The sequence below is a fragment of the Campylobacter sp. RM12654 genome, assembly GCF_020137585.1.
Taxonomy (GTDB): Bacteria; Campylobacterota; Campylobacteria; order Campylobacterales; family Campylobacteraceae; genus Campylobacter_E.
Window position 1 is genome coordinate 44,757 of sequence record NZ_JACGAR010000009.1, and the last position, 22,367, is coordinate 67,123.

Genomic DNA, 22,367 nt, shown 5'->3' on the forward strand with positions numbered 1-22,367 from the left:
TTCTTATTTTAAATTCTAATTTATAGGATTTAAAATAAGGTTTTCAAATATTATTATCTTTTAAGTAATTTTATAAAAATAAATATACTCACAAACTTAGTATAAATAATAAATTTATTAAAGAATTTAATATGACTTTGGTTATTCAAATATAGTTTTATTTCTTCCTGTTTGTTTAGCTTTATAAAGTCTATTATCAGCAGTTTCAAACGCTCCAAATTTAGAGTTTGTAACCAAACTAACACCTATACTAATAGTTAGTTTTATTTCGTGATTTTTAGCTTTAAAAGTATGATTTTGCACTTCGTTTCTAAGGTTTTCAAGTAAGCTAACACATTTATAAAAATCATATTCTTTAAAAATTAAAACAAATTCTTCTCCCCCATAACGATAAGCTTTTGAATATTGTTTCAAAATACTTGCAAGACTTCTTAAAATAATATCTCCTACATCATGCCCGTAAGTATCATTAATCTTTTTAAAAAAATCTATATCAACTACAGCAATTACATCTTTATTTTTTACTTCAGTAGTGTCATAAGCTCTTCTGTTATAAACATTAGTTAGTGAATCATAAAACGCTAGTTTATATCCTTGATAACCAATAGCAGCTAAGAATATAAATGAGCCTAATTCAAAATAACTTAAATTATAAAATTGAAGGCTATTGTAGAATATAAATTGAAAATAGGCTGCAATATATGCACCTTGCAAGAAACATTCAAAATTTTTAATTTTTCTAAGAATTACAACATAAATCATTAAAACTAAAAATAAGCAAAAAGAAAAATCTGAATAAGCATAAGTAAGATTTATAAAGTTTAAATTATGTAAATACGATATGAATTGATAATCTTTAATAAATATACCAATTAAGATATAAAACAATACTACTAAATAAGCAGGAATTAATCTCTTTGTAGAAAGATAATCTTTTTTAAGCGTTAATAATATTGCAAATACAATCGGTGAAAATAGTGAAATATATGCGTGGGCTTGTTGAAAATCCATAAAAATAAATAATATCCTACTAGCTAAAAATAACAATGTTATAAAAGTGATATTTAGTTTTTTAAAATATATTGAACCTAAAAATACTAAAAGTTCAAAACCAAGTGTTGCCGCAGGAAGTGGATATATTAATTCTAATAGAAGTGATTGCTTCATAATTTACCTTTATATTTAGTTACTGATTATACTAATATATCGGTAATTAAATTTATATTTTAATATGTTTTTAAAGTTTAACCCTATTTATAAAATAGGGTTTGTGAATTTATAAAGAAAGTTCTTTTAAAAATTCATCTTTTAAATAAATTTTCATATCTTCAAAATTAATAATAATTTGATTTTTAAAATCCTTTGATAAGAATACAAAACCATTACTACTAATATAGAATTTGTCTAATTCTATATTTTTATCAAGATTTTTTGAATTAAAATACACCTTAAAAGTATCAAAATCTTTTATAATATCTTTTAATAAATATTCCTTTTTTGTGTTTTCGTTATATGTTTTTATTTCTATTTTTGAATTGGTTTTATTATCTATATTTTGTGAAGTTTGTTTCATATAAGATATGATATTGTTGATTTGAAAATAACTTGAGTAATTAGAATTTGATTTGTAGTTTTTAAAATCATCTTCCATTGATTTTTTGATTTCATTTAAAGCTTTTATATGTTGTTTATTGATTGCATCAAAACTTTTAAAAAAATCATCAAACGGGTCATAGAATTTATTTTCTAAAGCATCAATTCTTTGTTTTAGAATTTCATTTTCTTGTTTTAATTTTTCAATTTCACTGATTGAACTAGCATTTAATGCACCTATACAAAATAAAGAAATTAATATCTTTTTCATATTTTCTCCTTCAATAAAATTTATAAAATATTTTATATTTATATTTATAACAAAGTTTTAGAATAAAATTTTTGTTTAATGAATTTATTTTGTATGTAAATAATTTTAATTTTATTATAAGTTTTTTTGTTTCACGTGAAACATTAAAATAATCTAATGATAAAAAGTTTCACGTGAAACATTATTTTTTCTTTTCATTGATTATGATAAAAATCATTCCAATAATTCCACCAATACAAACCGCACCCATAAATAAGTATTGAAATATATCTAATCCATTCATTTAATTGCTCCTAAAAATTCATTTTCTATATCATCATTAAAAAAATCATAATCTTGATTTTTATAAGTAAATTTTAATCTTGCAGAATGAAGACAAAGCCTACTTGCACCACAAAGTTCTTTTATATTTGATATTTTCTTATCTAAAATATCTCTTGCTTGTTTGTTAGTAAGTCCATACAAATTATCCCCTGCGATTTTATTTCCTACATAATGCAAATGCACTCTTAATTGATGTTGTCTTCCTGTTAGTGGAATTGCTTTTAAAAGTGTATATTTAGGATAATTTTTGATAACTATAAATTCAGATTGTGAAATTTTGCCATCTATACTAACTTGCATTTTATTTTTTAAATCATCATCATTTTTAAGTCTTGCACTAACACAAAAATCATTTTTAATATTACCACATACTAATGCTAAATATTCTTTGTGTATTTTTTGTTTTGCAAAAAGTTCTTTTAATTCTTTATTGGCAGTTTTTGTTTTAGCTACCATTATAAGACCACTTGTAGCAGCGTCAAGTCTATGAGCTACACTTGCATTTTCTCCATATTTTTGCCAAATTTCATCATTTAAAGAATACTCACAATTTCTTCCATTAGGATGTGATAAAACTCCGCTTGGTTTATTAAAAATTGCAAAATATTCATTTTCAAAAATTGGTTTTAAATTATTACTAACGCATTCATAAATTAGTAAATAATATTCTCCACAAATAATAGAATTTTTTTTACATATTTCAATATCAGTTAAATTTATTTCTTCTATATTTAAAGTATTTTCTAGCTTTTTACTAACATTATTTTTAAAAATAATAACACGATTTTTATCACAAAATCTTTGTGCTTTTTTTAAATCGTAGTTTAAATTTTGCATAACTAATTGATAAGCTTTTTTATTTTCTGTAGTAAAAAATTTTTTATATAAATATCCCACTCTTTTTAACCTTTATTATATATCTACTTATTATAATACATTCTTTTTTAAAATTCACAAAGGAAAAATAATCAATCATGAAGGTAGTAAAAAGAACAGGTAGAGTAGAAGAATTAGACATATCTAAGATTAAAAAATATACAACTTTAGCAACTGAAGGGCTTGATAATGTAAGCCAAAGTGAGCTAGAAGTTGATGCTAAAATACAATTTAGAGATATGATAACTTCTGAAGAAATACAAAATACTTTAATAAAAACAGCAGTTGATAAAATAGATATAGATAGACCTAATTGGACTTTTGTAGCTGCGAGATTATTTTTATATGATTTATATCACAAAGTTAATCCACAAAAAGAATATGTGCATTTAAGAGAATATTTTGAGCGCGGAGAAAAAGCAGGAAGATTATTTTTAGGTCTTAAAGAAAAATATGACTTAGATGATTTAAATTCTTATATAAAACCTGAAAGAGATTTACAATTTACTTACTTAGGTATTAAAACCCTTTATGATAGATATTTAATTAAAGATAGCAAAGGTAATCCTATTGAATTACCACAACATATGTTTATGGCAATAGCTATGTTTTTAGCTCAAAACGAATTAAATAGGCAAGAATGGGCTAAGAAATTCTATGATTTAATAAGCAAATTTGAAGTTATGTGTGCAACTCCAACTTTAAGTAACGCAAGAACAACAAGACACCAATTAAGCTCGTGTTATATCGGCTCAACCCCTGATAATATAGAAGGTATTTTTGATTCTTATAAAGAAATGGCTTTATTATCTAAATTTGGCGGTGGAATAGGCTGGGATTGGAGTAAGGTTCGTGCTATGGGTGGTAGTATAGACGGACATAAAAATGCAGCTGGTGGAATTATTCCATTTTTAAAAATCACAAATGACATTGCCGTAGCGGTTGATCAATTAGGCACAAGAAAAGGTGCAATATCTGTTTATATTGAGCCTTGGCATATGGATGTTTGTGATTTTATTGACCTTAGAAAAAATAGCGGAGAAGAAAGAAGAAGAGCTCACGAATTATTCCCTGCTTTATGGATAAATGATTTATTTATGAAAAGAATTGCTGAAAATGGAAAATGGACTTTATTTGACCCATTTGATACTCCACAACTTTGTGATTTATACGGAAAAGAATTTGAATTAGAGTATGAAAGACTTGAAAAAGATGAAAATATAGTAAAAGAAGTAATGGATGCAAAAGAGCTTTGGAAAAAGATTTTAACAAATTATTTTGAAAGTGGAATGCCGTTTTTATGCTTTAAAGATAATGCTAATAAAGCTAATCCAAATTCTCATTCAGGTCTTATTAGAAGTTCTAATTTATGTACAGAAATTTTTCAAAATACAGACCCAAATCATTATAAAATAAAAGCTACTTTTGAAGATGGTAGTATAAAGATTTATGAAGAAAATGATATTTTAACTCTTGATAATTCACAAGTAAAAACTGCAAAAAAATTAAGTAGCCTTGATACTTTAAATGGTAAAAAAGTTTATATAGTAGAAAAAGAATATGATGAAGGAAGAACCGCAGTTTGTAATCTAGCTAGTATAAATTTAAGTAAAATTAATAGTATAGAAGATATTAAAAGAGTAGTTCCAATAGCAATTAGAATGCTTGATAATGTAATTGAACTTAATTTTTATCCACACGCAAAAGTAAAAAACACTAACCTTAAATCTCGTGCAATAGGTTTAGGTGTTATGGGTGAAGCACAAATGTTAGCAGAAAAAGGAATAATGTTTGGGACTAACGACCACTTTGAATTAATTGATAAAATTATGGAAAATATATCTTATGAAGCTATAAGTGCAAGTAGTGATTTAGCAGTTGAAAAAGGTGTATATCCTGAATATGAAGGAAGTAATTGGAGTAAGGGAATTTTCCCTATTGATGTCGCTAACGATAATGCAAAAATGCTAACACTAGGAGATAATTTATTTAATCAATCAAATTGTGATTGGAATGATTTAAGAAAAAAAGTTAGCAAACAAGGTATGAGAAATGGCTATTTAATGGCAATAGCTCCAACTTCTAGTATATCAATTCTAGTTGGAACTACTCAAACAATTGAACCTGTATATAAAAGAAAATGGTTTGAACAAAACTTAAGTGGAATGATACCTAATGTTGTACCAAATCTAAGTCTTGATACCTGGCAATATTATGTTACAGCTTATGAGCTTGACCAAAGAGATTTAGTTCGTGCTGCTGCAATTCGCCAAAAATGGATAGACCAAGGACAAAGCTTAAATATATTTGTTAGTCTTGACAAAGCAAGTGGCGGGTATTTAAATAGTATTTATACATTAGCTCACTCGCTAGGACTTAAATCTTGTTATTATCTAAGAAGTGAAAGTCCAGCAAGCGAACATCTAGATAATAAACCTGTCGATAGAAGCATTGAATGCGAAGGTTGTCAATGAAAATTAAATTATTTTAGGATATAATTAGCAAGATTATATCTTAAAAACAATTTATATATTATATTGATATTTATAGATTTTCTAAATAACTAACAAGATTTAATTATATTTGTTATTTTCTTAGTTATTTTTATAATGTTAATTAAACTTTACTTTTATTATATTTTAGATTTATAGAATATAAGTTATTGTAATCTATCTATAATTGTACAAGTGTTAGTAATTTAAAATAGATAACATTGTAACTATCAATAATCTTAAACACACTTGGAATTTTATATATAAAATTATAAACTATAGGTTCAACTTAACTCATTAATTAGATTACAAAATATTTAGTTTTACAATAACTTGTAAAACTAAAATAACGCATAAAGAAGAATTTGTAAAAAAATTAAATAAGATACAAAAAATAGTAAATGCCACAAAAGAACATTGTTCTAATACTTTATCCAATTAGAAGACAAATTTTTATTTATAGAAATAAAATAACAAGCTTATTTTGTGCTAATAAAATTTTTGATTGAAAATTAAATATACCTATTGAACCAATTATATGTTATTAAATAAATAATTCAATAAATATTATTAATTTTATTTAGACTAAAATATTTTGTTCCACGTGAAACAAAATTAATTAAAATTTTTAAGTGTTATTAACTTAGGATAAAATACTATTTTTATTTAAGGAGTATAAAATGAAAAAAGTATTAATTTCAAGTATTTTGGCACTTAGTTTAAATTCTGCTGGGTTTTTAATGATAGATAAAGATAAAACCGCATATTTTACAATTAACGACCATAAAGATAAAGTTGATTTTGTTAGTGGTATGAGTATAATTCAAGATAATGTATGTTTTGCGTGTAACGATACGATAATAAATAATATAGATTATGAGGCTTCAAAATCAATTGGGGTTAAATATGATAGTATTAGTATCAGTACAAGCGATGGTAATTTTAAGATTAGATATTTATCTGGAAATAATAAAGAAGAGCTTAATTTAAATGAATTTTTTGCTCAAAGCTTAACTCATTTTGGAACTTTAGAAATACTAGAAGATGTAATATTTGCTAAGAATGATTTAACGAGTATAAGTTTTAGTTTAGTAGAAGACAATAAAGGTGCCCATCCTTTACATTTTAAAAAATATGCAATTTTAGATAAAACAGGTAAAATTATTTCATCAAACGAAGCTTTTAAAGATACAGATAAGTTAAAAGAAAAAATCACTAAAAAAATAAGAGATTTTCAAAATACAACTAAACATCCAGAAAAAGATAATAAATTTTTTAGTCCTTTAGAATTAAATAATTTTTATTTTGATAATTTAGGAATAGTATTTTCATATAGTCCTTATGAATTATTTTCATACGCTAGTGGATATATAAAAGTTCGTTTAACATATAAAGAAATAGAACCATTTTTAAAAGAAGAATTTAAAAAATTATTAAAAGATAATAAAGTATTGTAAAAATTTATGATTTAATTTTTTCCGAATTTAAAATAAAATTCGGAAAAAATTATTATTCAACAATATTAATTATGAGCGAGTTTTATAAAATTTTTATTAATTTTTTGAGATTTAATACTTTTTGCTTATATCAACAAATAGATTTTATACAAAATACTATTTTATTGATTATTAATTTTATTAGTGATTTTGTTTCATACTGAGTATTATTAATAATTTTCTAATTTTTACTTTTTTACATATATTTTTCTATATATCTTATCATAATGAGTAAAAATTTATATTAGTATATTTTAAAATAAATTTAGTATTTTATAGTTCATAATTTTTATTTTTATCTTTTTAAAAAAGACAAAAAATATGAAAAAATTTATTTTTTCTTGACAAATAAACTTATATTAAATACACTTGCGAACCTATTTTAGTTTTTGTGATACTTATCACATGTTCTTTAATGGGTTGGCTTAAATGCCAACGAGTTCTTTTAAAAGGAAAAATTATGGAAAGAATTAGGTTAAAGTTAAAAGCTTATGACCATAGGGTTCTAGATCGTACAGTTGCGGCAATTGTTGAAGCCGTTAAGAGAACTGGTGCTGAAATTAGAGGTCCAGTGCCAATGCCTACAAAAATAAAGCGTTATACCGTTTTAAGATCTCCGCACATCAATAAAGATTCAAGAGAACAATTTGAAATGAGAATTCACGCTCGTATGATTGATATTTTGGCTGCTACTACTGACACCGTTGATAGCTTAACAAAGCTTGATTTGGCACCAGAAGTTAATGTTGAAGTTCGTGCAATGGGCAAGTAAGGATAGAGTATGGAATATATTGTTGAAAAAATCGGAATGAGTAGAACAATTAACACATCTAGCACTCCTGTAACATTACTTAAGTTAGTAAAAACAAAAGTTTGCGAACTTAAAGATGGTAAAGCTATCGTTGCTTACGCACAAGGTAAACATCAAAACAAGTGCATAGCAGGTCAGCAAAAAAAATACAGCCTAAGTGCAGAGTTTAACAAATTTGCTAGTTTAGAAGTAGCAAATAAAGAAGCAGGTGACATTGACACTACACCTTTAGCTGAAGCAAAAGTTTTAAAAGTAAGCTTTAATTCAAAAGGTAGAGGTTTTGCAGGTGTTATTAAAAGACACGGATTTGCAGGTGGTCCAGCAAGTCATGGTAGCCGTTTTCACAGACGCTCAGGTTCTATAGGTAACCGCGAGTGGCCAGGTCGTGTTCAAAAAGGACGCAAAATGGCGGGTCATTTTGGTAATGAATTAGTTACTGTTAAAAATGAAGTTGTTTCATTTGACGCTGAAAATGGTGTTTTAGTATTAAAAGGTAGCGTTGCAGGTTATAATGGTGCAATGGGTAAAGTAAGGATTGTAAAATGAAAGTATGCGTATTAAACGATAAATTTGAAAAAGCTAGCGAGCTTGATTTACCAGCAAGATACGCTGAAGTAAATCCTCATAACCTTTATTTATATGTAAAATCATATCAAGCTAGCATGAGAGCAAATACAGCTCATACTAAAGGTAGAAGTGATGTTAGCGGTGGTGGTAAAAAACCATGGAGACAAAAAGGTCGTGGTGGTGCTCGTGCAGGTTCAACTAGAACTAACGTATGGGTAGGTGGTGCAGTTGCATTTGGTCCAACAAATAATAGAAACTATTTTCAAAAAGTAAATAAAAAGCAAAAGAGATTAGCATTTGAAAGAGCTTTAGCTGATAAAGCAAATGCAAACGCAATATTTGCAGTAGATAATATAGTTATTGAAAGTGGTAAAACAAAAGATGCAAGAGCTATGATTAATAAAATAGGTGTTAAAGATGCTTTAATAGTTAAATCATTATTAGATGAAAAAACATTATTAGCATTTAGAAATCTTGCAAATTGTTATGTTGTTGATATTACTGAAGTAAATGCTTATTTATTAAGTATATTTAACTCAGTTATTATTGAAAAAGATGCTTTAGCATCAATTACGAAAGAGGGCTAAGATGGCTGATATCACAGATATAAAAAATATAGTTTATACAGAAAAAACTTTAGGCCTTCAAGAAAGTGGCGTAGTAGTTATTCAAGCTAGCCCTAAAATGACAAAAAATGGTCTAAAGCAAGTGTTAAGAGAATATTTTGGTATCGTTCCTTTAAAAATAAATTCATTAAGAATGGATGGAAAAGTTAAAAGATTTAGAGGAATTGAAGGCCAAAGAAGTGACTTTAAAAAGTTTTATGTAAAGCTACCTGAGGGTGCTAGTTTAGAGAATAAGGAAGGCTAAGATGGCTATTAAAACTTATAAACCATATACCCCAAGCAGAAGATATATTACAGGTGTAAGTAGCGATGATATTACAGCAAAAGCTAGTGTTCGCTCATTACTTGTAAAACTTCCAGCTGCAGCAGGTAGAAATAACAACGGAAGAATAACAAGTCGCCATAAAGAAGCAGGTGCTAAAAAACTATATCGTATCATCGATTTCAAAAGAAATAAATTTGGAATTGAAGGTCGTGTAGAAGCTATTGAGTATGACCCATACAGAAATTGCCGTATTGCATTAATTGCTTATAAAGATGGTGAAAAAAGATATATTATCCAACCTCGTGGTTTAGCAGTAAATGACATTGTTTGTTCAGCTGCTGAAGGTTTAGATATTAAACCAGGAAATGCTATGAAATTAAAATCAATTCCTGTAGGTACAATTATCCATAACCTTGAGTTAAAACCAGGTAAAGGTGGACAAATGATTCGTTCAGCAGGTTCTTTTGCTCAATTAATGGGTAAAGAAGAAAAATATGTAATCGTTCGCTTACAATCAGGTGAAATGAGAAGAGTATTAGCTGAATGTATGGCTAGTATTGGTGAAGTTGGTAATGAAGATTGGGCTAACGTTACAATCGGTAAAGCAGGACGCAATAGACATAGAGGTATTCGCCCACAAACTCGTGGTAGTGCAATGAACCCAGTAGATCACCCACATGGTGGTGGTGAGGGTAAAAAGAACTCAGGTCGTCACCCAGTTACACCTTGGGGTAAACCAACTAAAGGTGCTAAGACTCGCCGTAAAAAGGCTAGCGATAAGCTAATAATATCAAGAAGAAAAGGAAAATAAGATGGCTAGATCATTAAAAAAAGGTCCTTTTGTTGATTCTCATGTTATGAAAAAAGTTATCGCAGCAAAAAAAGCTAACGATAATAAACCAATTAAAACTTGGTCAAGAAGAAGCACTATAACTCCTGATATGATCGGTCTTACTTTTAACGTTCATAATGGTAAAAGCTTTATTCCAGTATATGTAACTGAAAATCACATAGGTTATAAATTAGGTGAATTTGCACCAACTCGCACATTTAAAGGCCACAAAGGTTCTGTGCAGAAGAAAATTGGAAAATAAGGGGTAGTAGATGAGTAAAGCATTAATTAAATTCATAAGACTATCACCAACTAAGGCAAGATTGTTAGCAAGAGAAGTTCAAGGAATGAATGCTGAATTAGCAATGGCTAGTTTAAAATTTATGCCAAATAAAGCAGCAAAATACATTTCTAATGCAATTTCAAGTGCTGTTGCAAATGGTGGATATGAGCCAAGTGAAGTTGTAGTAAGTTCATGCCGTGTTGATGCAGGTGCAGTTCTAAAAAGAATTAGACCAAGAGCAAGAGGTAGTGCAAGTCGCATTAGAAAACCAACTGCTCATATTATGGTTGAAGTAAGCAGAGCAAAAACTGAAAGTAAGGAAAGCTAAAATGGGACAAAAAGTAAATCCGATCGGTCTTAGACTAGGAATTAATAGAAATTGGGAATCAAGATGGTTTCCAGCTAAAGCTAGTTTAGCACAAAGCATAGGCGAAGATTATAAAATCCGTGCTTTTCTTAAAAAAGAGCTATACTATGCAGGCGTTAGTCAAATAATAATAGAAAGAACTGCTAAGAAATTAAGAGTTACTGTAGTTGCAGCTCGTCCTGGAATTATCATTGGTAAAAAAGGTAGTGATGTTGAAGTAATTAAAACAAAACTACAAAAAATTATCAATAAAGAAGTAAATCTTAATATTAAAGAAGAGCGTCGTGCTAATGCATCAGCTCAATTAGCAGCAGAAAGTGTTGCAACTCAACTTGAAAAGCGTGTTGCTTTCCGCCGTGCTATGAAAAAAGTTATTCAAAATGCACAAAAAGCAGGAGCAAAAGGTATTAAAGTTAGCGTTGCAGGTCGTTTAGGTGGTGCTGAAATGGCTAGAACAGAGTGGTATCTTGAAGGTCGTGTGCCTTTACATACTTTAAGAGCAAAAATTGATTATGGTTTTGCTGAAGCTCATACAACTTATGGAAACATAGGTATTAAAGTATGGATATTCAAAGGTGAGGTATTACATAAAGGTGTTCAAGCTGATAAAACTGAAGAGCCAGCAGCAAAGAAGACAAGAAGAACCAGAAGAGGTAAATAATTATGTTGATGCCAAAAAGAACAAAATTTAGAAAAATGATGAAAGGCCGCAATCGTGGCTATGCTTGCCGTGGCACAAAACTTGCTCTAGGTGATTATGCTTTAAAAGCTACTGAGGGTGGTAGAGTTAATTCACGCCAAATTGAAGCAGCTCGTATTGCTCTAACTCGTCATGTTAAAAGACAAGGTAAATCATGGATAAGAGTATTCCCAGATAAACCTTTAACTAAAAAACCACTTGAAACAAGGATGGGTAAAGGTAAAGGTAGTGTTGAAGAATGGGTAATGAATATTCAACCAGGCAGAATTCTTTTTGAAATGACAGGCGTTAGTGAAGATATGGCTAGAGAAGCTCTTGCACTTGCTATGAGTAAATTACCATTTAAAACTAAGTTCGTTACAAGAGAGAGTGAAAATGAAATATACTGAGCTAAAAGATAAAACAGCAGAAGAATTAAATGCTATGTTAAAAGAGAAAAAGGTGCTTTTATTTACACTAAAACAAAAGCTTAAAACGATGCAGCTTACAAATACAAATGAGCTTCGCGTAGTAAGAAAAGATATTGCTAAAATCAATACTGCAATATCAGCTATGAAATAAGGGGCTAATTATGAGTTTTAAAAGAGAAATACAAGGCGTAATCGTTGCAAAATCAGGTGATAAAACAGTTAGCGTTCTAGTTGAGCGTAAAGTTGTTCACCCAAGATATAGAAAGATTGTAAAACGCTTTAAAAAATATTTAGTTCATGATGAAAAAAATACTGCTAATGTTGGCGATACAGTTGTGGCAATTGAATGCAGACCATTGTCAAAACGCAAATCTTTTCGTCTTAAAACAATCTTAGCAGCAGGAGTTGAGTAATGATTCAAAGTTTTACAAGGCTTGTAGTTGCTGATAATAGCGGCGCAAAAGAAATTATGTGTATAAAAGTATTAGGTGGTAGCAAGAGAAGATATGCTACTGTAGGTGATGTTATAGTTGCATCTGTTAAAAAAGCTTTACCAAATGGTAAAATTAAAAAAGGTCAAGTAGTTAAAGCTGTAATCGTAAGAACTAAAAAAGAAGTTCAAAGAGAAAATGGCTCATTAATTCGTTTTGATGAAAATGCAGCAGTTATTTTAGATGCTAAAAGAGAGCCAGTTGGAACTCGTATTTTCGGGCCAGTTGGTAGAGAAGTAAGATATGGTGGCTTTATGAAAATTGTTTCACTAGCTCCGGAGGTTTTATAATGGCTGTTAAATTTAAAATTAAAAAAGGTGATAATGTAAAAATTATCGCAGGTGATGATAAAGGTAAAACAGGTGTTGTAAAGGCAGTTTTTCCTAAGAAAAATCAAGTAATCGTTGAAGGTTGCAAAATTGCTAAGAAAGCAGTTAAACCAAGCGAGCAAAATCCACAAGGTGGTTTTGTAAATAAGGAAATGCCTATGGATATTTCAAATGTAGCAAAGGTGGAGGCATAATATGAGATTAAAAGAAAAATATGTTAATAGCATTAAGCCTGCTATTGCTAAAGAATTTGATATTAAAAATCCTATGTTAATTCCTGCTATTGAAAAAATTGTAATTAGCGTTGGTTTAGGTGCTGAATTTACTAAAGATCAAAAAGTATTACAAAGTATTGTTGATACAATTAGTTTAATTTCAGGACAAAAAGCAGTTGTAACTAAAGCTAAAAAATCAGTTGCTGGTTTTAAAGTAAGAGATGGTTTCCCTGTTGGTGTAATGGTAACTTTAAGAAAAGACAATATGTATGCGTTTTTAGATAAGTTAATTTCTATTGCATTACCAAGAGTTAAAGACTTTAGAGGCCTAAGTAGAGATGGTTTTGATGGTCGTGGAAATTATAGCTTCGGTTTAAATGAACAATTAATGTTCCCTGAAGTTGTATATGACCAAATTTTAAGAACCCATGGTATGAATATAAATGTTGTAACAACAGCAAATAGCGATAAAGAGGCATTAAGATTATTAGAATTATTCGGTGTGCCTTTCACAAAAGGAAAGTAATATGGCAAAAAAATCAATGATAGCAAAAGCTGCTCGTCCAGCTAAGTTTAAAGTTAGAGCTTATACAAGATGCCAAATTTGTGGTCGTCCACACTCAGTATATAGAGATTTTGGAATTTGCCGTGTGTGCCTAAGAAAAATGGCTAATGAAGGATTAATTCCTGGTCTTAAGAAAGCTAGCTGGTAAGGAGAAGTTATGATTAACGATTTAATTTCAGATTCACTAACTCGTATTAGAAATGCAGCACTTCGTAAATTAGATACAACAAAATTACTACATTCAAAAGTTGTAGAATCTATTGTTGATATTTTTAAAGCGAAAGGTTATATTGAAGATTATAGCGTTGTTGAAGAAGATAAAAAGAAATTCATCAATGTAGTTTTAAAATATGATGAAAAAGGCAAAAGCGTTATTAATGAAATAAAGCGTGTTAGCAAACCTGGTCGTAGAGTTTACCGTGGTAAAGATGAAATCAAAAGATTTAAAAACGGTTATGGAACAATAGTTGTAAGTACAAGCAAAGGTGTTATTAGCAATGAAGTTGCTTATAAAGAAGGCATCGGTGGCGAAGTACTTTGCACTATTTGGTAATTAATGCTTTTTATGGCATTCGGAAAGCTTAAGCTTTCCCTAGACAAATAAAAAGGAAAAATATGTCAAGAATAGGAAAACAACCAATTGAAATTCCAGCTGGAATTTCAGCTAAAGTAGATGGTAATGTTCTTAGTTTTACTAAAGGAAATGTAAAAAAAGAACTTGATTTTAAAGGCCATGTAAATGTAGAAGTTAAAGACAATCAAGTAGTATTCACTCCAAAAAGTGATGATAGAAGTTCAAGAGCTTATTGGGGAACTTACAGAGCTTTAGCTAATAATATAATAATAGGTCTTACTCAAGGATTTAAAAAAGTATTAGAAATAAATGGTGTTGGATATAAAGCTGCAATGAAAGGTAAAACTTTAGAAATGGCTTTAGGTTACTCACATCCAGTAATTTTTGATGCTCCAGAAGGCATTGAAATAGCAGTTGAGAAAAATACTATCGTAATTACAGGTGCTGATAAGCAAGTAGTAGGTCAAGTTGCAGCTAAAATTCGTGAATTTAGACCACCTGAGCCATATAAAGGTAAAGGTATTAAGTATTCAGATGAGCGTATTATTCGCAAAGCTGGTAAAACATCTAAGAAGTAAGGGATAAATAATGAGAGCAAATATCTTAAAAAGAAAATTATCTCTTAGAATTAAGAGAAAAAAGAGAATTCGTGCAAAAATTAGCGGTTGTGCAACTTTACCAAGAGTATCTATTTTTAAATCAAATAGAACGCTTTATGTTCAAGCAATTGATGATGTAAAAGCTCACACAATAGCTAGCGTAAATGGTAAAAAATTAGGCATTAAAGCAAATATTGAAGGTGCTAAGAAATTAGCAGCTGAATTTGCAAAAAGCTTAAAAGCAGCAAAAATTGAAGAAGCAGTTTTTGATAGAAATGGTTATTTATACCATGGTGTTGTAGCAGCTTTTGCTGATGCTTTAAGAGAAAACGGTATCAAACTATAAGGATAAATTATGGAAAAATATAATAGAGAAGAATTTGAAGAAGTAATTGTTGATATCGGTAGAGTTACAAAGGTTGTTAAAGGTGGTCGCCGCTTTAGATTTACAGCACTTGTAATTGTAGGTAATAAAAATGGCCTTGTAGGTGTTGGTTATGGTAAAGCTAAAGAAGTTCCTGATGCTATTAAAAAAGCAGTAGATGATGCGTTCAAAAATATCATTTCAGTTAAACTTCGTGGCCAAACAATCCCACACGATATTGAAGTAAAATACAATGCAAGCCGTATTTTATTAAAACCTGCTAGCGAAGGTACTGGAGTTATCGCAGGTGGTTCAAGCCGTCCAATTATTGAACTTGCAGGTATTAAAGATATTCTTACAAAATCACTTGGTTCATCAAATCCAGGCAACGTTGTAAGAGCTACAATCAAAGCTTTAAGTATGTTGAAAGGATAAAAAATGGGACTTGAAAATTTACAAAAAGCAGCAGGCTCTACTCATAAAACAAAAAGAATAGGCCGTGGTCAAGGTTCTGGCTGGGGAAAAACTGCTACAAAAGGTGGTAAGGGTCAAACAGCTAGAAAAGGTTATAATGAAAAAAGAGGTTTTGAAGGTGGTCAGCAACCACTTCAAAGAAGATTACCTAAAGTTGGTTTTACTTCTAAGTTTGAAAAACCTTATGTAATTAATGTTGAAAAAGTTACAGCTATTAAAGAATTAAAAGAAATTACTTTTGAAAGCTTAAAAAGTGTTCATAAATTTTCTTCAAGCGTTAAGAAAATAAAATTAATTGGCGCAAGTGCTAGTTCATTAGTAGCAAAAATCAAAGACGAAAACATTAAAACTAGCGGAAGTAAATAATGAATAAAAATCTTGCCAATAAAATTTTTATAACATTGGCGCTTTTATTTGCTTACAGGATACTGGCTTACGTGCCAGTTCCTGGCGTAAATGTAGATGTAATTAAAGAATTTTTTGAATCAAACACAAATAATGCTTTAGGTATGTTTAATATGTTTAGTGGAAAAGCTGCTGAGCGTTTATCAATCATATCTTTAGGTATAATGCCTTATATTACTTCATCAATTATTATGGAATTACTTGCAGCAACATTTCCAAATATCGGTCGTATGAAAAAAGAACGCGATGGAATGGTTAAATATATGCAAATTATTCGTGTAGCAACTATTGTAATTACTTTAATTCAAAGTGTTGGAGTTTCAGTAGGGCTTCAAAGCTTACACTCAAGAACAGGTGAAGCTGCTATTATGATTGATTTTAATACATTTATAGCTTTAAGCGCTGCTAGTATGTTAGCTGGAACTATGTTGCTTATGTGGTTAGGCGAGCAAATTACTCAAAGAGGTATTGGCAATGGTATTTCATTAATTATTTTTGCTGGTATCGTTTCGGGAATTCCTAGTGCGATTTCTAGCACAATTAACCTTGTAAATACTGGTGAATTAAATTTCTTAGTAGTAATTGGTATTGCCTTAGTTATTATTGCAGCTATTGGTGCTATTATTTATGTAGAATTGGGAGAAAGAAGAATTCCAATTTCTTATAGTAGAAAAGTTTTAATGCAAAATCAAAATAAAAGAATTATGAATTATATTCCTATTAAATTAAATTTAAGTGGTGTAATTCCTCCAATTTTTGCTAGTGCAATTTTGACATTTCCTGCTACTGTTTTACAATCAAGTACAAATGAATACATTATGAAAATTAATGATATTTTCAATCCAAATGGTTATGTATTTCATATTTTTACATTCTTTTTTGTAATCTTTTTTGCATATTTTTACGCATCAATTGCATTTAATGCAAAAGATATTTCAGAAAACCTAAAAAAACAAGGTGGTTTTATTCCAGGTATTCGTCCAGGAGAAGGAACAGCTTTATATTTAAATGAAATTGCAAGTCGCTTGACATTAAGTGGCTCAATATATTTAGCAATTATCGCTACGCTTCCTTGGCTTTTAGCTAAATTTATGGGAGTTCCATTTTATTTTGGTGGAACATCAGTTTTAATTGTTGTTCAGGTAGCACTTGATACAATGAGAAAAATTGAAGCTCAAATGTATGTGAATAAATATCAAACCTTAAGTGCAGTAGGCTTATGATTATAAATAGGCAAATATTTTTGCCGATTATTTTGGCTATATTTTTTGTGGCTTGTTCGCAAAATATAGCCAACAATAACTATGAAAACTATCAAAATAAAATCAATGGTGTAGTGTTAATTGATGATGTTTATTCTAATTATCCAGCACAAATGTTTACTCCTAATGCTATTTTTGATACTAAATTGGATATAGAAAAAGTACAACAAACAAATAAAATTGTAGAGCGTATTTTAAATTCTTCAAGTGAGTGGAGATATACTCCTTATAGACTTGGCGGCACTAATAAAAATAAAGGTGCGGATTGTTCTTTTTTTACTCAAGAGATTTATAAACAAGTATATGGATTTAATCTAAGTAGAAGCACAAAAGAGCAAAGATTAGGTGGTAAAAAAGTTTCAAAATCTAAGCTTAAAGCAGGAGATTTAGTGTTCTTTAGAACAGATGGACCTTTTGGCTTACATGTTGGAATTTATCTTGAAAATAACAATTTTATACATTTATCTTCAAAAGGTGGAACAAGAATTCAAAGCCTTAATGTAAGATATTGGAATACTAGATATTTAGATGCAAGAAGGTATGTAAATGCTAAATAAAATAGCAATTTTTGATAGTGGTGTAGGCGGGCTTGGAACTTTAAAATTATTAGCAAAAAGCCGTGTAGCAAAAGAAATAATTTATTATGCTGATAATAAAAATGTCCCATTTGGAACTAAAAGCAAAGAAGAAATTTTAAAAATCGGTCAGAATGCAATTGATTATTTAACAAGTTTAAATGTAGATTTGATTATTTTAGCTTGTAACACGGTCAGCTCAATTTTAAGCGAGCTAAATGTAGCTATTAAAGTTCTTCCTATAAGTGATTATGGTATTTTAGGGCTTAGTCAAATTGCTAATAATCAAAATTCTTTAGTAGTAGCTACAAAAGCAACTCTTAGTTCAGGGCTTTATCAAAACGCTTGTAAAAAATATAATATAAAAGCTGACTTTATAAGTCCTATTTCTTTTGTTCCTATTGTTGAGAGTATGGATTATTCTAAAGCGAGTGAAGATTTTGCAAATTATTTTAATAAAAATAATTATGATTACATTCTTTATGCTTGTACTCATTATCCATTTTTAGAGCAAGAATTTAAAACTTATTTTCCTAAAGCCACATTGATTGACCCAGCAAAAATTTTAGCACAAACTATGCAAGATGAATTTTTTAATAAAGATTTTAAATCAGAAATTATAATTGATTTTAGAGCTAGTAAAGATACTAAGATATTAAAAGATTTTTATGAAAGGATTAAAAATGTATGAGATTTTAGTAAGACCTTGTGGAGATTACGCTACAAATTGTTATATTGTAAAGCACGAATTAGGAGATATTGTAATAGACCCAGGCAAAGGTGCTTTAAGTTTTATTAAAGAAAACTCAAGCAAAGTTCTAGCAATTTTAAACACTCACGGACACCACGACCATATATGGGACAATAAATTAGTAGCACAAGAATTTAATGCTCCTTTATACACCCCAAAAGATGATATATTTATGTTAAAAAATCCTTTTTATGGTTTTTTGCCAAGCGATGATATAGCAATAGCTGTTGAAGACAAAGAAGAATTAGTGTTTAATGGTTTAAAATTTACTTTTCATCATTTTGCAGGTCATACTCCAGGTTGTTCTATGATTGAATTTGATGATGTTTATTTTAGTGGGGATTTTTTATTTGAAAGAAGTATAGGCAGATGGGATTTTGAGTTCTCAAATGCTGATGATATGGTAAATAGTCTTGAAAAAGCAAAGAATTTAAAAGATGATTTTTATTTACTACCAGGTCATGGAAATCAAACAAAAGTTAGTTTAGAAAAACCACATTTTGATTCTTGGATAAGATACATTAAGCAATGTTAATAATAGAATTAATTTTAGTATTTTTTGGTTTGATGGCTTGGTTTTTTCAAAAAGCATCACCAAAAAATGAAAAAATAGAAAGACTTAGTAGGAAATGTCCTTGCACAAGAATGGCTAATACTGGGCTTTTAACTAAAATATTTCTTTATTCAGCCATTGGTATAATTATAATTAATGCTTCAATGTTAGACTATGTGGGTTTTAATAAAGATAATATCTCTCAATTTATAATAGCCCTAGTGCTTGTATTTTTGGGGTATAAAGTAAGAAAGGATGAATATGATAGAAATTAAAAAACCAGCAGAAATAGAAAAATTAAGAGTAGCTAATAAAATGGTTGCAAAAACGCTAGATTATCTTGAAACTTTAATAAAACCAGGAATTTCTTTAAAAGAATTAGATAAAGCTGCAGAAGATTATATCTTAAGTCTTGGTGCAAAACCAGCTTTTAAAGGGCTTTATGGTTTTCCAGGTGCAATTTGTGTTAGTCTTAATGAAACTTGCATTCATGGAATTCCTGATGATAGAGTTTTAAAAGAAGGCGATATTGTAAGTTGCGATGTTGGAACTTTCATAGATGGATATTATGGAGACGCTGCTAGGACTTATGGTGTTGGCAAAATCTCTAAAAAAGATGAAGAATTAATTGCTTGTAGCAAGGATTGTTTGCTAAATGCAATAAGTCATATTAAAGATGGTATGAGATTTAAAGAGCTTAGCAAGATTTTAGAAGACTTTATTCGCTCTCGTGGTTTTGTTCCACTAGAAGGGTTTTGCGGACACGGCATTGGTAGAAAACCACACGCAGAGCCTGAAATACCAAACTATCTACACCCAAATGATAGTATTAAAAATGGTCCAAAGATTAAAAATGGAATGGTATTTTGTATAGAGCCTATGATTTGTCAAAAAGATGGAAGACCTAAAAATCTAAAAGGTATGTGGGAAACTGCTTCAGCAGATGGGTTAAATACTGCTCATTATGAACACTGCGTAGCTATTGTAAATGGAAGAGCTGAGATTTTATCAATTAATGAGTAATTTATGGATGCGAAAATAATTAAATCTAAATTAGATTTTAGCAGTGTTTTGTATTTTGTATTTATTTATTTGATTATTGCAATAACACAAGGAGCTTTTAAAGCAGGCTTTGTTTATTTAAGCATATTTTTCTCAATTTTGCTTGTGATTTATATTTATGATATGCCTATAATTAAAGTGATTTTGTATAAAGATAAAATTGGAGTTAGATTTATATTTTTTACAAAATACATAAAACTAAGCGATATTAAAAGCTATAAAAGAAAGAAGAGAATTTTAAAAATCAAAACCAATGGCTTATTTTATTCAAATATAAAATTAAGAAATTTCCATACAAATAGCCTTGATGAAATAGAGCAACACTTAAATGCCATAAATGAATAAAAATTATGGAATTTAAATTAGGAAATTATCCTAATTTAAATTCTTTATTCAACCGTTACGCTTTTTGCTAGATTTCTTGGCATATCTACATTTGCACCAACACGATTTGTAATTTCTAGTGCAAATAATTGCATAATTACCATCATTTCAAAAAACTCGCTTAGATAATGTTCTTGTTCGCTTGTTTTTATAAAATCATCAGCTTCGCTAAACTCAATAGGAGAAATTGCTAAAATATTTGCATCTCTTGCACTTAATTCTAAGACATTTGAGCGAGTTTTATCATATAAAATATTTTTTGGCATAAATGCTATTGTAAATAATTCGCTATCAGCAAGTGCAATAGGACCATGTTTCATCTCTCCTGCTGCGTAGCCTTCTGCGTGCATATAGCTTATTTCTTTTAATTTTAATGCTGCTTCAAGTGCAAGTGGATAAAATAAATCTCTACCTATAAAGAAAAATCCGTGTCCGTGTAAGTATCGCTTGCTTAAGCGTTTTAATTTATCGTGAGTATTTTTATTTACTTTTAATACATTAGATAAATCCTTAATAGCAAGTAATTCTTTTTTAATATCTAAATTAGGATTTTTATTTAAATACAATGCTAGTAGCCATAGATTTAGCATTTGAGCACAAAATGCTTTAGTGCTTGCTACGCTTTTTTCAATCCCTGCACGAATTAAAATACAATAATCAGCTTCTCTTGCTATGCTTGAATTATCAACATTGCATAATGCTAAAGTTTTAAGCCCAGCATTTTTTGCTATTTTTAAAGCTTCAAGAGTATCAGCTGTCTCGCCGCTTTGAGATATACAAACGAATAAAGCATTTTTATCTAAAAAGCCATTTTTATATCTAAACTCACTTGCTATTTCTACACGGCATTCAATATTAGCACTTCTTTCATAAATATAGCTAGATGCTAATGCTGCGTGATAGCTAGTGCCACAAGCGCAAATTATGATTTTACTAAAGTCTTGATTTAAATTCTTTAGCTCATCAAAACATACTTTATCATTAATAATTCTTCCTATTAATATATTTTGAACGATTTGGCTTTGCTCGTAGATTTCTTTTTCCATAAAAGTATCAAATCCATCTTTTAAAGCACTTTCTTTATCGCAATTTAATTCTTTAAACTCAACAACGCCATTTAATAAATGAATTCCATTTTTATCTAAAAAGCCAAAATCTCCATCGTTTAAATAAGCAACTTGTTTGCAAATACCAACCAACGGAGCATCACAAGATGCCATATAAAACTCACTATTATTTGAGCCTTTTCCTATTATTAGTGGTGCGTTTTTCTTAGCAAAAAATATAGTATTCGGAGCTTTTTTTGTGATTAATAATATTGCATAAGCTCCATCAATTTTTTTAATAACTTCACTAAAAGCTTTTTCAGGGCTTAAAGTATTTGCATATTTTTCAAACAAATGAACAACAACTTCTGTATCTGTTTGCGAATTAAAATGTGTGGTTTTTAGTTCTTCTTTTATTTCTTTATAATTTTCTATAATTCCATTATGTATTACGCAAGAATATTCGCCGTAATGTGGATGAGAATTTGTATCATCAGGTTTTCCGTGAGTTGCCCAACGAGTATGACCTATTGCTACACCTTCATCATTAAAGTTTAAATTTTTCATAAAATTTGCTAGGTTCTCTAATTTTCCCGCCTTTTTAAAAAAGCTTAATTCATTATTTTCTAACACAGCCATACCTGCACTATCATATCCACGATATTCAAGCTCTTTTAATCCTTTTAATATAATTTCTTTTTTTTCTAATTGTCCTAAATACCCAACAATTCCGCACATTTTTAATCCTTTAATAATAAAAATTACGCTAATTTATAGTAAGTTGTTAAACAAAGATAAATATAAT

The 22,367-nt window shown here is 29.1% G+C and carries 33 protein-coding genes; 29 read left to right on the forward strand and 4 right to left on the reverse strand.

What is annotated here, in order from left to right:
* Positions 1–141: 141 nt before the first annotated feature.
* The 3 genes from AVBRAN12654_RS04385 to AVBRAN12654_RS04395 all read right to left on the reverse strand — a co-directional run bounded on the left by AVBRAN12654_RS04385 (position 142) and on the right by AVBRAN12654_RS04395 (position 3,025).
* Positions 142–1,167, reverse strand: a complete 1,026-nt coding sequence (locus AVBRAN12654_RS04385; RefSeq protein ID WP_214116147.1) for a GGDEF domain-containing protein — start codon at positions 1,165–1,167, stop codon at positions 142–144.
* A 109-nt stretch (positions 1,168–1,276) separates the two neighbouring features.
* Positions 1,277–1,864, reverse strand: coding sequence for a hypothetical protein (locus AVBRAN12654_RS04390; protein WP_214116145.1), 588 nt, complete (start codon positions 1,862–1,864; stop codon positions 1,277–1,279).
* Between the two features lie 279 nt (positions 1,865–2,143).
* Positions 2,144–3,025, reverse strand: coding sequence for an RluA family pseudouridine synthase (locus AVBRAN12654_RS04395; RefSeq protein ID WP_442862317.1), 882 nt, complete (start codon positions 3,023–3,025; stop codon positions 2,144–2,146).
* Between the two features lie 137 nt (positions 3,026–3,162).
* Here AVBRAN12654_RS04395 and AVBRAN12654_RS04400 point away from each other — a divergent pair, with 137 nt between their 5' ends.
* From AVBRAN12654_RS04400 to AVBRAN12654_RS04540, 29 genes are all read left to right on the forward strand, one after another.
* The gene (locus AVBRAN12654_RS04400; protein ID WP_214116143.1) at positions 3,163–5,538 is read left to right on the forward strand and encodes a ribonucleoside-diphosphate reductase subunit alpha; all 2,376 of its coding nucleotides are present in this window, start codon (positions 3,163–3,165) and stop codon (positions 5,536–5,538) included.
* Positions 5,539–6,236: 698 nt separating this feature from the next.
* Entirely contained in the window at positions 6,237–7,013 is a 777-nt protein-coding gene (locus AVBRAN12654_RS04405) for an RsiV family protein (RefSeq protein ID WP_336614008.1), read from the forward strand.
* Between the two features lie 499 nt (positions 7,014–7,512).
* Positions 7,513–7,824: a 30S ribosomal protein S10 gene (gene rpsJ / locus AVBRAN12654_RS04410; protein ID WP_214116107.1), complete on the forward strand. Its 312-nt coding sequence runs from the start codon at positions 7,513–7,515 to the stop codon at positions 7,822–7,824.
* A 9-nt stretch (positions 7,825–7,833) separates the two neighbouring features.
* On the forward strand, positions 7,834–8,409 hold the full coding sequence (rplC, locus tag AVBRAN12654_RS04415) for a 50S ribosomal protein L3 (protein ID WP_214116105.1): 576 nt from the start codon (positions 7,834–7,836) through the stop codon (positions 8,407–8,409).
* A complete protein-coding gene (gene rplD / locus AVBRAN12654_RS04420) occupies positions 8,406–9,017 on the forward strand; it encodes a 50S ribosomal protein L4 (protein ID WP_214116103.1) in 612 nt (203 codons plus the stop codon). Before rplC ends, rplD begins: the two co-directional genes overlap by 4 nt.
* A gap of 1 nt (position 9,018) precedes the next feature.
* The gene (locus tag AVBRAN12654_RS04425) at positions 9,019–9,300 is read left to right on the forward strand and encodes a 50S ribosomal protein L23 (protein ID WP_214116101.1); all 282 of its coding nucleotides are present in this window, start codon (positions 9,019–9,021) and stop codon (positions 9,298–9,300) included.
* 1 nt (position 9,301) lies between these two features.
* Positions 9,302–10,132, forward strand: coding sequence for a 50S ribosomal protein L2 (gene rplB, locus AVBRAN12654_RS04430; RefSeq protein ID WP_214116098.1), 831 nt, complete (start codon positions 9,302–9,304; stop codon positions 10,130–10,132).
* Between the two features lies 1 nt (position 10,133).
* A complete protein-coding gene (gene rpsS, locus AVBRAN12654_RS04435) occupies positions 10,134–10,415 on the forward strand; it encodes a 30S ribosomal protein S19 (protein ID WP_214116097.1) in 282 nt (93 codons plus the stop codon).
* A 10-nt stretch (positions 10,416–10,425) separates the two neighbouring features.
* Positions 10,426–10,764, forward strand: coding sequence for a 50S ribosomal protein L22 (rplV, locus tag AVBRAN12654_RS04440; protein WP_214116095.1), 339 nt, complete (start codon positions 10,426–10,428; stop codon positions 10,762–10,764).
* A 1-nt stretch (position 10,765) separates the two neighbouring features.
* Positions 10,766–11,464 carry a 30S ribosomal protein S3 gene (gene rpsC / locus AVBRAN12654_RS04445; RefSeq protein WP_214116093.1) on the forward strand — a complete coding sequence of 233 codons (699 nt, stop codon included), beginning with the start codon at positions 10,766–10,768 and terminating at the stop codon, positions 11,462–11,464.
* A gap of 2 nt (positions 11,465–11,466) precedes the next feature.
* The gene (gene rplP / locus AVBRAN12654_RS04450) at positions 11,467–11,892 is read left to right on the forward strand and encodes a 50S ribosomal protein L16 (protein ID WP_214116091.1); all 426 of its coding nucleotides are present in this window, start codon (positions 11,467–11,469) and stop codon (positions 11,890–11,892) included.
* Complete coding sequence (gene rpmC, locus AVBRAN12654_RS04455) at positions 11,879–12,064, forward strand: 50S ribosomal protein L29 (RefSeq protein WP_214116089.1); 186 nt, start codon at positions 11,879–11,881, stop codon at positions 12,062–12,064. The genes rplP and rpmC overlap by 14 nt, the downstream gene beginning before the upstream one ends.
* 10 nt (positions 12,065–12,074) lie before the next feature.
* Entirely contained in the window at positions 12,075–12,326 is a 252-nt protein-coding gene (gene rpsQ, locus AVBRAN12654_RS04460) for a 30S ribosomal protein S17 (RefSeq protein ID WP_214116088.1), read from the forward strand.
* On the forward strand, positions 12,326–12,694 hold the full coding sequence (rplN, locus tag AVBRAN12654_RS04465; RefSeq protein ID WP_214116086.1) for a 50S ribosomal protein L14: 369 nt from the start codon (positions 12,326–12,328) through the stop codon (positions 12,692–12,694). Before rpsQ ends, rplN begins: the two co-directional genes overlap by 1 nt.
* On the forward strand, positions 12,694–12,927 hold the full coding sequence (rplX, locus tag AVBRAN12654_RS04470) for a 50S ribosomal protein L24 (protein ID WP_214116077.1): 234 nt from the start codon (positions 12,694–12,696) through the stop codon (positions 12,925–12,927). Before rplN ends, rplX begins: the two co-directional genes overlap by 1 nt.
* 1 nt (position 12,928) lies before the next feature.
* Positions 12,929–13,474 (forward strand): 50S ribosomal protein L5, encoded by a 546-nt coding sequence (rplE, locus tag AVBRAN12654_RS04475; protein WP_214116075.1) that lies wholly within the window; start codon positions 12,929–12,931, stop codon positions 13,472–13,474.
* Between the two features lies 1 nt (position 13,475).
* Positions 13,476–13,661: a type Z 30S ribosomal protein S14 gene (locus AVBRAN12654_RS04480; RefSeq protein WP_172234194.1), complete on the forward strand. Its 186-nt coding sequence runs from the start codon at positions 13,476–13,478 to the stop codon at positions 13,659–13,661.
* A gap of 9 nt (positions 13,662–13,670) precedes the next feature.
* Positions 13,671–14,066 (forward strand): 30S ribosomal protein S8, encoded by a 396-nt coding sequence (gene rpsH / locus AVBRAN12654_RS04485; protein WP_214116073.1) that lies wholly within the window; start codon positions 13,671–13,673, stop codon positions 14,064–14,066.
* 62 nt (positions 14,067–14,128) lie between these two features.
* A complete protein-coding gene (gene rplF, locus AVBRAN12654_RS04490) occupies positions 14,129–14,665 on the forward strand; it encodes a 50S ribosomal protein L6 (protein WP_336614009.1) in 537 nt (178 codons plus the stop codon).
* Between the two features lie 10 nt (positions 14,666–14,675).
* Positions 14,676–15,032, forward strand: coding sequence for a 50S ribosomal protein L18 (gene rplR / locus AVBRAN12654_RS04495; RefSeq protein WP_214116069.1), 357 nt, complete (start codon positions 14,676–14,678; stop codon positions 15,030–15,032).
* A 9-nt stretch (positions 15,033–15,041) separates the two neighbouring features.
* Positions 15,042–15,485: a 30S ribosomal protein S5 gene (rpsE, locus tag AVBRAN12654_RS04500; protein ID WP_214116067.1), complete on the forward strand. Its 444-nt coding sequence runs from the start codon at positions 15,042–15,044 to the stop codon at positions 15,483–15,485.
* A 3-nt stretch (positions 15,486–15,488) separates the two neighbouring features.
* The gene (gene rplO, locus AVBRAN12654_RS04505; protein ID WP_214116065.1) at positions 15,489–15,890 is read left to right on the forward strand and encodes a 50S ribosomal protein L15; all 402 of its coding nucleotides are present in this window, start codon (positions 15,489–15,491) and stop codon (positions 15,888–15,890) included.
* Positions 15,890–17,152, forward strand: coding sequence for a preprotein translocase subunit SecY (gene secY, locus AVBRAN12654_RS04510; protein ID WP_214116056.1), 1,263 nt, complete (start codon positions 15,890–15,892; stop codon positions 17,150–17,152). The genes rplO and secY overlap by 1 nt, the downstream gene beginning before the upstream one ends.
* Positions 17,149–17,748, forward strand: coding sequence for an NlpC/P60 family protein (locus tag AVBRAN12654_RS04515; RefSeq protein WP_336614010.1), 600 nt, complete (start codon positions 17,149–17,151; stop codon positions 17,746–17,748). The genes secY and AVBRAN12654_RS04515 overlap by 4 nt, the downstream gene beginning before the upstream one ends.
* Positions 17,738–18,457 (forward strand): glutamate racemase, encoded by a 720-nt coding sequence (locus AVBRAN12654_RS04520; RefSeq protein WP_336614011.1) that lies wholly within the window; start codon positions 17,738–17,740, stop codon positions 18,455–18,457. Before AVBRAN12654_RS04515 ends, AVBRAN12654_RS04520 begins: the two co-directional genes overlap by 11 nt.
* Positions 18,450–19,052, forward strand: coding sequence for an MBL fold metallo-hydrolase (locus tag AVBRAN12654_RS04525; protein ID WP_214116043.1), 603 nt, complete (start codon positions 18,450–18,452; stop codon positions 19,050–19,052). The genes AVBRAN12654_RS04520 and AVBRAN12654_RS04525 overlap by 8 nt, the downstream gene beginning before the upstream one ends.
* Positions 19,046–19,345, forward strand: coding sequence for a hypothetical protein (locus AVBRAN12654_RS04530; RefSeq protein ID WP_214120231.1), 300 nt, complete (start codon positions 19,046–19,048; stop codon positions 19,343–19,345). Before AVBRAN12654_RS04525 ends, AVBRAN12654_RS04530 begins: the two co-directional genes overlap by 7 nt.
* Positions 19,332–20,093, forward strand: a complete 762-nt coding sequence (gene map / locus AVBRAN12654_RS04535) for a type I methionyl aminopeptidase (protein ID WP_214120232.1) — start codon at positions 19,332–19,334, stop codon at positions 20,091–20,093. The genes AVBRAN12654_RS04530 and map overlap by 14 nt, the downstream gene beginning before the upstream one ends.
* A 3-nt stretch (positions 20,094–20,096) precedes the next feature.
* Positions 20,097–20,477 (forward strand): hypothetical protein, encoded by a 381-nt coding sequence (locus tag AVBRAN12654_RS04540; RefSeq protein WP_214150164.1) that lies wholly within the window; start codon positions 20,097–20,099, stop codon positions 20,475–20,477.
* A gap of 44 nt (positions 20,478–20,521) precedes the next feature.
* Here AVBRAN12654_RS04540 and glmS read toward each other — a convergent pair whose 3' ends face one another.
* On the reverse strand, positions 20,522–22,300 hold the full coding sequence (gene glmS, locus AVBRAN12654_RS04545; RefSeq protein WP_336614012.1) for a glutamine--fructose-6-phosphate transaminase (isomerizing): 1,779 nt from the start codon (positions 22,298–22,300) through the stop codon (positions 20,522–20,524).
* Positions 22,301–22,367: the final 67 nt, after the last annotated feature.

What these genes read in the sequence shown, in the direction of transcription:
- AVBRAN12654_RS04520 (WP_336614011.1), top strand. Translation starts at nt 17,738, where the DNA reads ATGCTAAATAAAATAGCAATTTTTGATAGTGGTGTAGGCGGGCTTGGA.
- rpsH (WP_214116073.1), top strand. Translation starts at nt 13,671, where the DNA reads ATGATTAACGATTTAATTTCAGATTCACTAACTCGTATTAGAAATGCA.
- rplF (WP_336614009.1), top strand. Translation starts at nt 14,129, where the DNA reads ATGTCAAGAATAGGAAAACAACCAATTGAAATTCCAGCTGGAATTTCA.
- rplN (WP_214116086.1), top strand. Translation starts at nt 12,326, where the DNA reads ATGATTCAAAGTTTTACAAGGCTTGTAGTTGCTGATAATAGCGGCGCA.
- map (WP_214120232.1), top strand. Translation starts at nt 19,332, where the DNA reads ATGATAGAAATTAAAAAACCAGCAGAAATAGAAAAATTAAGAGTAGCT.
- rpsC (WP_214116093.1), top strand. Translation starts at nt 10,766, where the DNA reads ATGGGACAAAAAGTAAATCCGATCGGTCTTAGACTAGGAATTAATAGA.
- AVBRAN12654_RS04480 (WP_172234194.1), top strand. Translation starts at nt 13,476, where the DNA reads ATGGCAAAAAAATCAATGATAGCAAAAGCTGCTCGTCCAGCTAAGTTT.
- rpsJ (WP_214116107.1), top strand. Translation starts at nt 7,513, where the DNA reads ATGGAAAGAATTAGGTTAAAGTTAAAAGCTTATGACCATAGGGTTCTA.
- rpsE (WP_214116067.1), top strand. Translation starts at nt 15,042, where the DNA reads ATGGAAAAATATAATAGAGAAGAATTTGAAGAAGTAATTGTTGATATC.
- rplO (WP_214116065.1), top strand. Translation starts at nt 15,489, where the DNA reads ATGGGACTTGAAAATTTACAAAAAGCAGCAGGCTCTACTCATAAAACA.
- rplC (WP_214116105.1), top strand. Translation starts at nt 7,834, where the DNA reads ATGGAATATATTGTTGAAAAAATCGGAATGAGTAGAACAATTAACACA.
- rplR (WP_214116069.1), top strand. Translation starts at nt 14,676, where the DNA reads ATGAGAGCAAATATCTTAAAAAGAAAATTATCTCTTAGAATTAAGAGA.
- rplE (WP_214116075.1), top strand. Translation starts at nt 12,929, where the DNA reads ATGAGATTAAAAGAAAAATATGTTAATAGCATTAAGCCTGCTATTGCT.
- glmS (WP_336614012.1), bottom strand. Translation starts at nt 22,300, where the DNA reads ATGTGCGGAATTGTTGGGTATTTAGGACAATTAGAAAAAAAAGAAATT.
- rpsQ (WP_214116088.1), top strand. Translation starts at nt 12,075, where the DNA reads ATGAGTTTTAAAAGAGAAATACAAGGCGTAATCGTTGCAAAATCAGGT.
- AVBRAN12654_RS04395 (WP_442862317.1), bottom strand. Translation starts at nt 3,025, where the DNA reads ATGCAAAATTTAAACTACGATTTAAAAAAAGCACAAAGATTTTGTGAT.
- secY (WP_214116056.1), top strand. Translation starts at nt 15,890, where the DNA reads ATGAATAAAAATCTTGCCAATAAAATTTTTATAACATTGGCGCTTTTA.
- rpmC (WP_214116089.1), top strand. Translation starts at nt 11,879, where the DNA reads ATGAAATATACTGAGCTAAAAGATAAAACAGCAGAAGAATTAAATGCT.
- rplX (WP_214116077.1), top strand. Translation starts at nt 12,694, where the DNA reads ATGGCTGTTAAATTTAAAATTAAAAAAGGTGATAATGTAAAAATTATC.
- rplP (WP_214116091.1), top strand. Translation starts at nt 11,467, where the DNA reads ATGTTGATGCCAAAAAGAACAAAATTTAGAAAAATGATGAAAGGCCGC.
- rplB (WP_214116098.1), top strand. Translation starts at nt 9,302, where the DNA reads ATGGCTATTAAAACTTATAAACCATATACCCCAAGCAGAAGATATATT.
- AVBRAN12654_RS04530 (WP_214120231.1), top strand. Translation starts at nt 19,046, where the DNA reads ATGTTAATAATAGAATTAATTTTAGTATTTTTTGGTTTGATGGCTTGG.
- AVBRAN12654_RS04405 (WP_336614008.1), top strand. Translation starts at nt 6,237, where the DNA reads ATGAAAAAAGTATTAATTTCAAGTATTTTGGCACTTAGTTTAAATTCT.
- AVBRAN12654_RS04525 (WP_214116043.1), top strand. Translation starts at nt 18,450, where the DNA reads ATGTATGAGATTTTAGTAAGACCTTGTGGAGATTACGCTACAAATTGT.
- AVBRAN12654_RS04515 (WP_336614010.1), top strand. Translation starts at nt 17,149, where the DNA reads ATGATTATAAATAGGCAAATATTTTTGCCGATTATTTTGGCTATATTT.
- rpsS (WP_214116097.1), top strand. Translation starts at nt 10,134, where the DNA reads ATGGCTAGATCATTAAAAAAAGGTCCTTTTGTTGATTCTCATGTTATG.
- AVBRAN12654_RS04425 (WP_214116101.1), top strand. Translation starts at nt 9,019, where the DNA reads ATGGCTGATATCACAGATATAAAAAATATAGTTTATACAGAAAAAACT.
- rplV (WP_214116095.1), top strand. Translation starts at nt 10,426, where the DNA reads ATGAGTAAAGCATTAATTAAATTCATAAGACTATCACCAACTAAGGCA.
- AVBRAN12654_RS04400 (WP_214116143.1), top strand. Translation starts at nt 3,163, where the DNA reads ATGAAGGTAGTAAAAAGAACAGGTAGAGTAGAAGAATTAGACATATCT.
- AVBRAN12654_RS04390 (WP_214116145.1), bottom strand. Translation starts at nt 1,864, where the DNA reads ATGAAAAAGATATTAATTTCTTTATTTTGTATAGGTGCATTAAATGCT.
- rplD (WP_214116103.1), top strand. Translation starts at nt 8,406, where the DNA reads ATGAAAGTATGCGTATTAAACGATAAATTTGAAAAAGCTAGCGAGCTT.
- AVBRAN12654_RS04385 (WP_214116147.1), bottom strand. Translation starts at nt 1,167, where the DNA reads ATGAAGCAATCACTTCTATTAGAATTAATATATCCACTTCCTGCGGCA.
- AVBRAN12654_RS04540 (WP_214150164.1), top strand. Translation starts at nt 20,097, where the DNA reads ATGGATGCGAAAATAATTAAATCTAAATTAGATTTTAGCAGTGTTTTG.